Source organism: Paenibacillus sp. USDA918EY (assembly GCF_009870825.1).
Lineage (GTDB): Bacteria > Bacillota > Bacilli > Paenibacillales > Paenibacillaceae > Paenibacillus_AQ > Paenibacillus_AQ albilobatus.
In genome coordinates this window covers 730,143-743,261 of record NZ_WTWY01000001.1, presented here as the reverse complement: position 1 = coordinate 743,261, position 13,119 = coordinate 730,143, and the positions used below count along the sequence as shown (strand labels likewise).

The window sequence follows — 13,119 nt, the reverse complement described above, 5'->3', positions numbered from 1 at the left end:
CTGACCCTTCAGCTTCGGGTTTCGCGCCGCCGCCGGCTGCCGTACGACCCGGGTCGCTTCATTCGACAAGCTGATCCACTCCTTCCCATGGTTTATCCATATGCGGAAGATCCAGCGACTTCAGCGCTTCGCCGTTCGGCCCCGCGATCCCGAACTCCTGCTGCTTCCGCGCAAGCTCGCGGTTGATTTCCTTGATCGCCTTTTCGAGCGAAATGCGGGGATTTTCCGCGTCCACGACCGTACGGTTCCAGGCGAACCCGATCTCACGGTCGGTCATATACCCGCCCGGGACTTGAGGAACTTCCTTGGTCCACTTCCACTGCTCCAAAATGACGTTCAAGTCCTGCGGCTTCCACGGCATTTGCGCGAAAGCCCGCACATTGGCCGTATTCCAGCGGAACGTCTCCCCGTAATATTGCTCAAGATTGAGCCCAAACTCCGTTTGGACTTCGGCAGACATATACCACTGGAGGAATTTCCAGGCTTCCTGCTGCTTTTCCGGTACGCTGCTCTTGAACAGCATGGCGTTGGTCGGATTGGCACCCCCTGACCAGCGCACCACGCTGCCGTCTTCCCGCTTCGTCCCCGGAATCGGTGCGATCGCCCAATCGTTGGCGATTTCCGGCGCAGCCACGAGCAGCTGGATGTACATATTAAAATCGGAAATGCCGATCGGAATGTCCCCGCGCCGGAATTGGTTGTAGAAGCTCTGCACGACGCGCTCCAGCCCTTGAACGTTGTAGAAATCCGTCCACATTTTGTACGATTTGAACGCATCCGGCGTATCCAGCCCGGTTTTTAACCCGTTCGCCGTATAAAGATTGACGTTGTTCTGGAACAGAATCGGCGTATAATCCACGGGGTCCACGTAGAAGTTGTAATGGTTTTGCAGCAGCGTCGGCAGGGCCGTGTAAACGTCGTCCCACGTATCCGGCACCTTCAAGCCCAACTGATCCAGAATGTCTTTGCGGTAAAACAAAACTTTGAACCGGACCGTTTCCGGCACCCCGTAATAACCGCCGTCATAATACAGCGGCTGCAGCATGCCCGGATTAAACGAAGAGAAAAACTCATCCGCGCCGGGAAGCTTGCTTAAATCAAGCGCCGCATTGCGCAGCGCCATGTCGAACGGAACGTTGGCCGGAACCCCCAAAGCGACGTCGGGCATCATGCCGGACGCATTGGCAAGCGTGAGCATTTGCGGATTTTGGATCATGTTGATATGTACCTTGATCCCCGTCTCCGGCGTGAACCGGTCATTGACCAGGCGCTGCAGTTCGTCCACGTAGTCCCGTCCCCAGACCATCCAAACTTCGAGCACATTTTCATCCTGGGCTTTCGTCGTCGAACCTTTCCCGAACGAATAAAATAACGATTGGAACATACCGCCCGTTTTTTGCCAAAAATTAGACGTCATGCCCGGCAATTGTTCGTCCAGGGGGGCAAGGAACAACTGGTCCAGCTGCAGCGGGCTATCCATCAGAAGGGATCGGTTCGATTCGAGCGATTCCTGCACCGAAGCGATACGCTCCTTCGCATAAGGAATTTGGTTCGGTTTATTTAAGATGCTTTTCAGATCGGCGGCCCCGTTTTTCAGCATTTGCGCTACGTTATCGGTTTTCGGGTTGATGCCCTTCATTTGGTTTTGCAAGGAAACGAATTGTTCGCGGATCCGCTCCAGCCGTTCGATTAACCCCGGAATATCCTTTTCGACGTTCCAAACCCTGTATTTGTCTTCCCGGTTGCCGGTGGCCATCCGAAGCTCCAGCAAAATGGACCGCAGCTCTTTGGAAATATGGTCCATCTCGATCATCATGGGCATATAAGGCTCGTAATGGGCTTCCATGGACAAGGTGTGTTTGCCCTTGGTTAGGTAAAAAGCAAACGGTTTGCCTTCCGAGTCCGCGAGCGTCATTCCCTTCCAATCCGAATCATAAGGGAATTGAACGTTTTTCATTTCCTGGAAAGGAATGCTGCCGTCGATATATAAACTGCGGAAAACCGCCATGTTTTTCATGCCGTTCTGATTGACCCGCATCGCCAGCTTATAAAGCCCGGTCTCCGGCACGTCGATCGTCCAGGCGACCGACTGGCCGCCCTCCATCCACCTTGAGCCTCCCAACGTGTTGTAGGCGATGGACCCGATCGATTTGGGATGCGACGCGGGATCGCGGTCATACACGTTTTGAATGGATGTCGAGTTTTTCTGGTCGTAATGCTCCGCCTCGATGACGACCGGAGTGCCAACGCGAACCGCATCCGCCGGATATGTCGACTTGACCTCCGCATACGCGGGCAATTCTTCGGCAGGTTTGATCGTCATTTCATGCAGCGCGACGGGCTGCTGCAGCACTTGCAGGCGGATCGTGTTTTTCCCCTGTTTCAAATGCCACTGGAGGGGAAGGGCGTACGCTCCGTTCGATTCCCGGAACGCCGTCCTTTTCCAGCCGGGGACTTCTTCGACCTGGGCGCGCAGCTGATTTCCCGATTCGTCGTACCGTTCTCGCTCAACGTCCCGGTAGTAGCGCTCCAGCACGATGGACCTTGCTTCGTTGAACGGGTATTCGCCGTTGACGAACACGGAAAGCAGCACGGGTTGGCGATTGCCTCCGTCGTTCACGGACAGCGGGTAATAATCGGCCCAAATCTCATACAGCCCTTCCCGGGCCACATCGACTTCGTATTCCACCCATCCGCGCTGGCCCGACCAGACAAGCGATTCGGGTTTCCCTTCGAACGTTTCGACTTTAAGGCCGGCATCGTTGGATTTGGCGGTGAACGCCGCCGCACGCAGCGTTTGCTCGGATGTTCCCTTCGATATGCCCGCTGTTTGCCATGCTTGAAGCCGTTCCAAATAATAGGGTTCGATCGCCCCCTCTTGGCCTGCTTGCTCGACGCCTGATGTTTCCTTTTTTTGCTGAGATCCGGTCGGTTCGGCATATGCGGAAGGCTGATGACCGTAAGGTTGCGGCTTGATGAGGCTGATGGCTGCCGCCAGCAGCAAACCGATGATGATGGAGCGTTTTCTCCACTTATGCATGCTGTGTTTCACGTCTGCACCCCCTTATTTCGTCAGGAGCATTTCGGTATCTTTGTGGAAAAACAAAGCCTTATCCATATTGACCGCCGCGGTAACCAAACTCCCGTCATCGCATCGGATGCCCTCGTTTGCGCGGATGACGAGCCGGCGATCCTGCTTGATATCAATATGGTAATAACGGTCGGAGCCGACGAATTCATTGAACTGCAGGACACCTGTAACCAGGGATTTCGAGGAAGCCTCGATCCTGTGCGGTTCAAAGCTGATGTGCTCGGGGCGTATCCCCAGGATAATCTCCCGGTCCACCAAATGGAGCGACCGCAATGTGCCGGCTTGCGCAGGCGGTACGGTCAAGTCAAAGCGGTTCGTATAAAACTGCAATTCCCCGTCCCGCTCCTGGAGCTTGCCTTTGATGAAATTCATCGGCGGATTCCCGATAAAGTTGGCCACGAACATGTTCACGGGTTTGTTATAGATCACTTCCGGCGAATCGACTTGCTGAATAATCCCCCGGTTCATGACAACCACCCGATCCCCCATCGTCATCGCCTCGATCTGGTCATGGGTAACGTATATCGTCGTCACTTCGATTTTGCGGTGCAAATTGATGATCTCAGAGCGCATCTGCACGCGCAGTTTGGCATCCAAATTCGAAAGCGGCTCATCCATGAGAAACACTTGCGGCGTCCGTACGATGGCCCGGCCTAACGCCACCCGCTGACGCTGTCCGCCGGACAGTTCCCTCGGCTTCCGATTCAAAAAATTTTCGATTTCAAGCACGCGGGCCGCCCGTTTGACGGCAAGGTCGATTTCATGTTTGGGCAGCTTCCGCAAGCGAAGGCCGAAGGCGATGTTTTCATACACGCTCATATTCGGATACAGCGCATAGTTTTGGAAAACCATGGAAATATCCCTGTCCTTTGGGGGAATATCGTTGACCAGCTTGTCGCCGATATAAATCTCGCCGTCGGATACGTCTTCCAAACCCGCCAGCATGCGCAGCGTCGTGGACTTCCCGCAGCCGGACGGACCCACCAGGACGATGAATTCCGTATCCTCCACGGTCAAATTGAAATCGCTTACAGCAATTTCTTTGTATTTTCCATATCGCTTGTAAACCTGATTGAATAGAATGTTGGCCACTGGCGATCCCTCCCGATTTATGCCCATTATAAGGGGGTGGCTGTTAATTTGGTGTTAATAAAGGTTTAAGCGATTTTATTTTGGAACATAAAAAGGGAGCCGGTTTCGGCTCCCCAATTCGGCTTATTCATTTGTTAACTGCTGATCGCCGTCTTCATCGTTAGACATGCCGCGGATCACGTCGGCCCTGCCTTCCCCTTTTTCATTCGCGTCAATTGCTTGCATTGCCCGCTGTAAATATTGAAACAACTCCGGGGTTAGCCCGTATTGAAGAACATTTTGTTTGCTTCCGGCATGATCGGCATGGAACGTATATGCGGCATTAATGATATCCGGATCATTGCCGGTTACGGTTTTCACAAAACGTTGCCAGTAGTCCGCCAGCGCTTTTACTTCGGGATCTTCTACCGGCAGCTTGTTGCTTCGGCATTTCTCCAACCGGGATATGAAGCTCCGCCATCCTTCCCTTAAATCCCGTTCCTCTTCGGGCGGAATCGATCGATAAACTTCTTTGATTTGCGCGATTTGTTCATCCGTCAGATAAAACCTCGTGTTCATCTGCATCATGACGACAATTTCGACAAGATCGCTTACGGACGGGGATTGTTGTGCTCGCAGCATGGTTTGGACTTCTTTCAGCGAATCGCAAAGCTTTTGCTGCCATTGCAGCATTTTCGTCGCCTTTTTCAATTGCAAATCAATCAAAAAAAGCGGGTTCACGGAAACCGAATGCATCAGATCCCGAATCTCTTCGAGACTGAATCCGAAATCTTTTAACGCTATAATGTGGTATAACTTCTTGAGGTCTTCTTCGTCGTATAACCGGTGTCCGCCTTCCGTCATATGGCCGGGAATCAGCAACCCGATCTGATGGTAGTGATGCAGCGTTCGGACCGAAACGCCGACCATTTTAGCCAAATCGCCGATTTTCATGTACTCTTGTTCCATGTGCACATCTTATCCTTTCCCCATGAGAGCAAGCAAGTCCCTGCTGTTATATACGTATGTTTTGCCGCAGGTGCTGCATGCGATCTCGATTTCCTGGTTCTTGTCGATCGCCTGATTCAATTCTTCCATGCCCAATCCGAACAGCAAGCCGATCAAAGCATCTTTGGAACATCCGCAAAAAAGCCGCACGGTGCCAAATTCCATGACATCGGCGTCCGGGAACAACGTGTTTAATGTCTGTGGATCCATTGGCAAGGACGCTGTCCTGAATTTCTCCCGGCTTTCATCCATCCGATTTGCCCACTTTTCGAACAACCCGTTTTCCGCAAACGGCAGCAGTTGAAACAGCATGCCGCGGCTAAAAGCGACGTTTCCGTTTTTGTCCGTGCCATAATCATAACGAAAAAAAGTTTCCACTTGTTCGCTTTGCAAGAAAAAATGGGAGAAATCGTCCGTAATGTTGGCGTGCGGCATATCGACGGCACTGGTATACATCGCCCCCATCCCGATATCTTTCGTGATCCGGATCACGCCTTTGTCCCCGATCAGTTCCGGGATCGTCACGGGTTTTTGCTTGATGAATGTATCGCTGGCGTAACCTCTGACATTGCCCTCCGAATCAACATCGCAATGAATATATGCGGAAGGCACCGACGTGTCGATGCGGATGCTTAACCGCTGACCATCCTTCAGTAAACCACAAACCAGACTCGATAGCGTAAAACTCGCAGCCAACGCTTCCGCGCATACGGGATGTATGGGACGCTCGCCGATCAGCTCGCGCATCATGAACGTGTTGTCCAGATACAAAATTCTGGCTTGTTTGTCCGTAGTCATCATTTTTGCAATTGTCGCTTTCATCTCTGGTGCTCCTTTCTTCTTTCGTACCATCATACAACCTAACGTTACGTCAGATTCAAGAGCATGGAATCAAATCGCTAAAAAAGCCCGAAACTCGGGCGGATCTGCACTTTCAGCTAAAATGCTGTCCGGGCGTGATCCAGTATTTTTTAAGCCGCTGCTCAAACACCGTATGATAATAGAATTTTCGCGGATAACGATCCTCCTGCAACACCCGGTACAGCACGGATTGACCTTCCTCGTAACGCACCGGAAATTCGCATTCGTCATACAACTGCCGCGATAATCGCTGAAGTTCCCTGTGATGTCCCTGCGATCTCCAGCCGAACCGGATCATGTCCAGCAACGCCCCTACTTTACTAAATCCATTCCGTCCGTCAAACACGAAATTGCTAGGCAAAACTCCACCATTTCGCGTTACACTGCAAATATTCTTCATTTATCAGGTACTCCCTGCCGGATTCATCTGGTGTGCGGTTTTAATATTCAACTAGAAAACGGCGAATAAAATCCTTCCGGCGTCGGAGATCGACCGCTATATATAAAAGAAGGCGTTGGGTCGTCTCGGGCTTCTTTTGCATTCGCTGAACTTAGGATAAAAAAATCCCCAGAAGGGGCAACTTCTTCCTGTCGAAAATCGTATATAATGGGGATAGTCGACGGACGGGAAACGTTCCATTCAGCCATCGCGCAAAACGTTCCTAGGTGTCTCGACATACATAAATTTCATACTTGAAAGGATGCTTTACATGAAAAAATGGACGGCTTTATCTCTCTCTTTGGCGCTGTGCGCATCATTGACAACCGCTTCCCTCGCTGCAAGTTCCATCCCGGCGAAAGCCGAGGCAGCCAAAGAATGGGTGAAATTACCGAATCAAGCCTCTTATTTCGGCGAGGTCAAAAACGGAATTCCGAACGGGCGCGGAACCATTCAATGGGGCGAAGGAAAACAATATTCCGGCGAATTCGTCAACGGCAAACGCGAAGGCTCGGGAAAATATATTAACGAGTACGTTCAGGACGGCGAAAACCATAAAGTCGTATACTCCGGTACATGGAAACAAGACAAAATGAGCGGTCAAGGAACGTTGACCCACAAAGTAACCCAGGAAGACGGATCAGTCCGCTGGAACGAAATTCAAACCGGCACCTTCAGTGGCGGCGTACTTCAAACCGGCTACAACGTGATCCATGCGCTGGCGGACCCGGATTACAGCTTCACCTACAAAAGTCCGAATGAAACGTTGAATATCCTTGGGTTCAACAGCAACATGAAAGCATCATTCAAAAAAGGACAGGTGTTCAGCGCCGATTACCGCAGCGGCTCCATTCACCACGCCTATAGCATATTCCCTGTGGATACCAAAGCGGAGCAGCGCAAATACGATGCGGCCCTAAAATATTTCCAAAGCCATACCTCCAAATTCAATCCGATTTTGGACGAATTTGAGCGGTTGTCCAAGCAGCTGCCGCTGAAATAAAAGAGAATATAAACTTCAAGTTATGGGAAAATAAGCCGTGCACACATATGCGCGGCTTTTTTTGTTGAAACGCAAATCACACCATAATACGGGTTATATATGCAACGATTGGATAACCTAACTTTCAGAAGGAGTTGATATGAATGGCAAAGCTTGTTGTCAAGCTGCTGGTTCACGGCGCAATGATTACGGCTTTGGTATATATGCTGTCGAACGCTACGCTGATTTCCGCGTTGCTCGCTGCGCTCGGTATAGGCATTGTTGCTTATTTGCTGGGTGATGTGATGATCCTGCCATTTACCGGAAATACCGTTGCGACCATCGCGGATGCAGGGTTGGTTTTTCTCATGTTATGGATCATTGCCGATGTGACCGGTTGGACGCTGAGCTTCTCCGAAATTTTGCTGATTGCGGTTTTGGCAGGGGTTTTTGAGTACGTGTACCATATCTGGCTTCTCCGGGACGATGCCGGAGTCCGTAGACAACGAGCGTGACGGGCGGCTGAAGGCCTTATGAGACAACATTGTGGTCGGATGAAGGGAAAACTGCGGATAATTCATCCTCAGCAAACTAAAAGCTGTGCCCGATCCAGGGCACAGCTTTATCGTTTATCTTATCGATATTCAAAGTCCGCGTCCCGTTTTTACAGCTGCATCAGGATTTGCGGATCCTTGATTTTATGGTCCTCAGCCAGCAGCACCACTTTGGACAACACCTCGGCCGTTCTCGGGTCCTCATCCAAAAACGGCAGGAACAACCGCCCGCGATGCTGGGAATGCACCGGAATAATGTTTAATGCTCCCTTTCCCTGCTTGAACGCAATGCCGCTGCCCAGATGGACCGCATATTCGCCGAGTTTGCCGGCAATGCGGGCATGGTTGCCGTCCAGCTTCACGTTGTCCAGCTTCAGAAGACGCAGCGACTCTTCCACGATGACTTTCCGCAGCTCGATGGTCGTCAGGCTCGCTTCCGGATCGACCCCTCCCACATGGGCCGTGCTGACAACTAAATCGATGTCGCGCATCGTTTCCGAGAATAAAATCGGCGGGATTCGGTCGACGGCGACGGGTTTATACGTCTTCCGGTCCAAAAACTCGACCGTTTCGAGCGTCGGCGCTTCGCTGTCCGCGGGCGAAAACCAGTCTGCCATTGCATAGACCGTCGCAATGATATTTTCCCGGTAATGCACCTTCTGCAGCCCGGACTCGTAGCTGACCGTCCAGCCGCGTCCGCGCAGCAGCGCCACCGTTTTGCTCGGCTGCACTTGGTATCCCGCATATCGCCGCGATCCGGCATGTTCTTTCCGCTCATCTTCATTCACAAGATACAGCTCACGGAACACTTGCATAAACGGCTGACGGATGCCGCGCGCGAACAAGTCGCGCTGATACACACCCCACTGCCCGCCGGCATACAGATCCACCGGATGGGCGATCGTAAGCTCATCGCTTTCCTCAAGCTTGCAGAACTCGCCGCCGGGCTGCTCCAGACGGGATGCGCCATCCTGCCCCGCAGCAAAATATCCTAGCCGATCCCCTGCCTTGAATACCAGGGTTTCAACCAGCGGCCGGATCACAGGATTGTCCGCTAGCGCCGCCAATTCTCCCGCCCGGAAGCGGCTTTCCTCTTCCATCGAACGCTCCAGTTCCCTTTTTGCCCGGCGGTACTGGTCGGTAAGCTCCGTTTTCGCTTCCTTCAACTGTTCTACATAACCGTGTTTTTTGAATTTTGCGGGCACCGATTTCAGTTTCTTGCCTTTGCTCGTAATTTCAAGCTCGGTTTTCCCTGACTCGTCGATGGCAAGCGACACGTACGTATCGGAATCGAGCGGCTGCGGTTCGAACAGGCTTCCCAACGTTTCGACCTTGCGTGCCTCCATATCCCAAGTCAACCGGATCACGTCGGCGTAACCCGCGCTGCGGGCAAGGTTGCCGAGCGCGATTTGGGCCGCGGTGCCTTCGCTGGCCCGCCGCTGCGCGCCGAAATTCCGGCTTTGCTTGAGGAACAGCTGGATGAAGTCATACCTTTCGCGCAAGTCTCCCTCACGGTCGCAGCCCAGCGGAATGAGGCTGTAAGCCAGCAAATGGTCTTTGTTCCGCTTTTCCTCGACGGAGCGTTTCATGTCCTCCAGCCGCAGCCGCCCGAGCACAGCGTCCGAAAACAGCTGGGAACGACGGTGGTTGGCTCCGCCCGAAATGTATTTGGCGCAGTCGTACAGCAGCCGGAACCTTTCCTCGCCGAGCGTTCGATGCGCCTCTTCGAACCATTTCACGTCAAAAGCCCCGTCGTTGAACTCCTGCGGCGTGATCGGCGAATAATGGGCGACGACCGTTTCTTTTTCGGCCGAAAAGCTCTCGTTGATATGCGCATGGAAATACCAAGCGGCGCTGCGCAGCCCTTCCCAGCCCAAATATTTGGCGACGATTTCGATCCATTGAGGCGCGTACATCGCGGCTTCGAGCAGGAGCTTGTCCGTGATGCCCGTCCCGGCAAGGAGCTGCTTCAGCTTGCCTTCGTCTTCTCCTTCGCGCGGATAACAAACCTTTAGCAGATGGCTGAACGATTCTTTTTTCGTCGGGTCACCATAGCTGTAGATGTACCCGCGGACAAACGTTTCCCCGTCCAGGCTCGTCAAAATCCGGACAAAAGGCTCCATGCCGTAAATCCGCTGGAAGGACATCGTATACGCGCTTGCTTCCGTTTTTAGGTCGCCGCGCCCCAGCTCGATCTCCAGCAGTCGCGAAACGATCCGTTCACGCAGCATGGCCAGCTTCTCGTTTCCGTTTACCATCGCATGCTGCGGCGAGGTTATTTCCCGCATATAACCGCGGACGTTTCGGCCAAGCAGCTCCTTGCAAATCTCGTTTTCTCCGATGAGCCCATCGCGATAGGCCCTCAAAAAGTGGTTTGTATGAAGGATCGAATAATCCCCGTTTCCGTTTTCTTTTCTTGCCAGATCAAATTGATATGCCGTCCGGAAGAAAGCCCGGAACGATTCCATGTCATGCACCCGGCTGCGCATGATCGCATACCAAGGATTCGCGGCAACATACAAAACCGGCCGGTCCTGTTCCGGCAGCCGCCTGAAATCGCTCTCCAGCGTTTTGCGCAAGGCAGATTCGGCAAGCCCGTACGTTTCGCTGCGCTCGCTGTCGCCGAAATAAGCGGCCACCAGCGTCTCCACTTGCTCCCTGTAGCGCAATCCCGCCATGATTTCCTGGATTTTCATGATTTGCTCGAGAGGAATGGTTTGTTCCAGATACTCCTTCCGCCGGCCTTCCAGCAGCAGGGTTTTTCTTAATGGATCGTAGTCGAATGCGCCGGAAAAGTAGCCGTAATACGAATACAGCGTCTTCGTGATATCCTTCAGCAAGATACAGTAATAGAGCTCCATCAGCTCGCTTGATGTTAAGCCGTTTTCCTCGAAATAACGCCGCCACGTTTCCGCCAGCGGATACTGCTCCAACCAGCCTAGTCGCGCAAAATCGTCGGCATCCAGCGGTTCTTGGCGCGGGGCATACGTCAATGGGCTTAACGTGACCCCAATGAGTCTCATATCTCGCTGACCACCGTAATATACAACGTCGTATTCGGTATCGCGGTGCTCATGCACAAGATCGTCCAGGCCGCGAAGAAACGCGCCGGCGCGTTCTTCCGAAAGCGAAAAAAGCTGCCCCAGGCTGAAGGATGACGTGTCCGGCCGCTCCAGAAGCCATGCCTCGGTTTCCTGCGGGTTAAACAGTCCAAAACCTTCTTCCTCCGAATATCCCCGCTGCTGCTGCAGCTTGTCCAAAAGCTGCTTCTCTTTGGGCGTCGGGCTCGCAATCAATCCGGCTAAAGGCTGGAGCGACTCGTATGCTTCCGTTCGTTCCCGATCCTCTTTTAACTCCGTCAGCAGTTCCAGTCCGGCGAGGCGCTGGAGTTCGCCTTTGGCCTTCAGCAGCCGCTCGAGGCTTGAAGCAAGCGATCCGTTCCGTTGTTGCAAAAGAATTGCGATGGCGCTTTGGCGCAGCGACCCCGTCTTCAGCTTCAGCAAACCTTCGACTAGAAGCAGCTCTTCCTCGTTCAGCGTCAGCTTTTTCACCTGGCGGAGCGCATTTTCGCGGTTGGTCATGCTTTTATCGGTCAACGATGAAAATATAAATTCACGCTGCATTGCCGATTCCGGATTTCCCGTAAAATAGTTAATGAGATCGCCCCGCAAATCCGGGCCCATTTGCCCGCTAAAGCCGATCAGCTCGGCGATCCATGTTTCGTCCATATCGTAGGCTGCCAAATACATCATTTTATGCAGAACCAAGTCGCTCGAATAATGGAAACCGGTAAAATCAAGCACGCCGGATGCGCCGGACTTTTCTTTCACCGGGACCCGCTTCAGAATGGCTTTGAACCGCTCGTATTCCATCGTCCGCGTTTCTTTGTCTTCCAGAATCGGCGTGCGGTTGACATTCAATATACGGTTCTCGATTCCGCCGACCTGCCACTCATATGCATAATCGTAAGCGTAGTTCCGCAGCACCCAATACAGCAGCTCCGGATCGGTTTCATCCAGGCATTCCCGGACAATGGCGAACTTGACCTCGTCGTTTTGGCTGTTCGCCAACACGTACTGGGCCACGATTTTTTGATACCGTTCTCCGGTAACCATCAAATGCTTGATTCGTTCCTGCAAATCCTCTTCCTCATGGACGGCGGCCGCCCACAAGCTCAAATAAACCTGGTTGGCATTCGGGGAAGTCAACCATTCATCGCGCTGCTTCTCGTCGGTTAGTGCCCTGTATGCCTGTTCGAGAAGTTGGCCCGCCACGCGCTGATTGGCCGTCTCAAGCCCCATGCCTGTCCAGGTGCCGAGCGCGCGGACGATGGAGCTGTACCGGATGAGTCCCTGGTCCAGTATGACCTTCAGCAGATGCAAATTAGCCTCAAGCGTGCCCGCATCCATCTGCTCGGCAACGGCCTGGCGCAATCCTTCCTGCAAGCGGGCGGCGACCAGAAGCTCGCCGATCATGGCGTAAAGTTCCTTGCGGTGGCTCATCAGGATCCCCTTGATCATCTCGGGTTTCAGAAGCGCGGTCTGGTTTTCGCCGAAAACGATCTCTCTCAGCGCCTCTTCCGCCCATCCGTCGCCTTGATCCAGCTCGTATGCGATCAAATCCGGGATCACGCGGTTGATCCAATAGATGCGGTCAAATTTGTAGTCCGGTTTCGTCAAATAATCCCGCAGCGAAAAACGCAGCGCTTCTGCGGCAAACAAATGGTTTAGCTTGAAGATCAGGGTGCGGAAACGCACTTCAAGATTGCTGGTACGATACGGCCTGCGGTAATATCCGACGGCATAAGGATACTCGGCCGTATGCTCGGCTATGTACCGGACGATATCCGCGGTTTTCCCGCCCGCCAATATCGAAACGGCTTCCGGAATCGGAGCAAAAAAAGATGGGCCTCGGGTATCGTTCAGTTTTTTCAGGTGATGAAGCACCGCCGTGTACTCGCTGCTCTCCATATCGAAATGTGGCTCGCGGCAGAGGCGATAGAGATTTACAGCTAGCTCGTTCCCTTCGTTTCCGGCCTGTTCGGCCCTATTTTCCATTTCCCCCCAGAATATTTCATCTGGATTTTTGTTTGGCATCGTTTCTCCTCCCTCTC

General features: G+C 52.9%; 8 protein-coding genes. 2 read left to right on the top strand and 6 right to left on the bottom strand.

What is annotated here, in order from left to right; genetic code table 11:
* Positions 1-58 precede the first annotated feature (58 nt).
* From GQY55_RS03390 to GQY55_RS03370, 5 genes are all read right to left on the bottom strand, one after another.
* On the bottom strand, positions 59-3,052 hold the full coding sequence (locus tag GQY55_RS03390) for an extracellular solute-binding protein (RefSeq protein WP_236575381.1): 2,994 nt from the start codon (positions 3,050-3,052) through the stop codon (positions 59-61).
* A 12-nt stretch (positions 3,053-3,064) separates the two neighbouring features.
* Positions 3,065-4,183: an ABC transporter ATP-binding protein gene (locus GQY55_RS03385; RefSeq protein WP_160038093.1), complete on the bottom strand. Its 1,119-nt coding sequence runs from the start codon at positions 4,181-4,183 to the stop codon at positions 3,065-3,067.
* Between the two features lie 123 nt (positions 4,184-4,306).
* On the bottom strand, positions 4,307-5,131 hold the full coding sequence (locus tag GQY55_RS03380) for a MerR family transcriptional regulator (protein ID WP_160038091.1): 825 nt from the start codon (positions 5,129-5,131) through the stop codon (positions 4,307-4,309).
* Between the two features lie 9 nt (positions 5,132-5,140).
* A complete protein-coding gene (locus GQY55_RS03375) occupies positions 5,141-5,992 on the bottom strand; it encodes an Hsp33 family molecular chaperone HslO (protein ID WP_201452076.1) in 852 nt (283 codons plus the stop codon).
* Positions 5,993-6,104: 112 nt separating this feature from the next.
* On the bottom strand, positions 6,105-6,431 hold the full coding sequence (locus GQY55_RS03370; protein WP_201452075.1) for a hypothetical protein: 327 nt from the start codon (positions 6,429-6,431) through the stop codon (positions 6,105-6,107).
* A 310-nt stretch (positions 6,432-6,741) separates the two neighbouring features.
* Here GQY55_RS03370 and GQY55_RS03365 point away from each other — a divergent pair, with 310 nt between their 5' ends.
* Both GQY55_RS03365 and GQY55_RS03360 read left to right on the top strand, forming a co-directional pair.
* Positions 6,742-7,473 carry a hypothetical protein gene (locus GQY55_RS03365; protein ID WP_160038087.1) on the top strand — a complete coding sequence of 244 codons (732 nt, stop codon included), beginning with the start codon at positions 6,742-6,744 and terminating at the stop codon, positions 7,471-7,473.
* Positions 7,474-7,616: 143 nt separating this feature from the next.
* Positions 7,617-7,967 (top strand): DUF2512 family protein, encoded by a 351-nt coding sequence (locus GQY55_RS03360; RefSeq protein WP_160038085.1) that lies wholly within the window; start codon positions 7,617-7,619, stop codon positions 7,965-7,967.
* 149 nt (positions 7,968-8,116) lie between these two features.
* Here the strand turns inward: GQY55_RS03360 and GQY55_RS03355 are convergent, their stop codons facing one another.
* Positions 8,117-13,102 carry a DUF4132 domain-containing protein gene (locus GQY55_RS03355; RefSeq protein WP_160038083.1) on the bottom strand — a complete coding sequence of 1,662 codons (4,986 nt, stop codon included), beginning with the start codon at positions 13,100-13,102 and terminating at the stop codon, positions 8,117-8,119.
* Between the last annotated feature and the right edge of the window lie 17 nt (positions 13,103-13,119).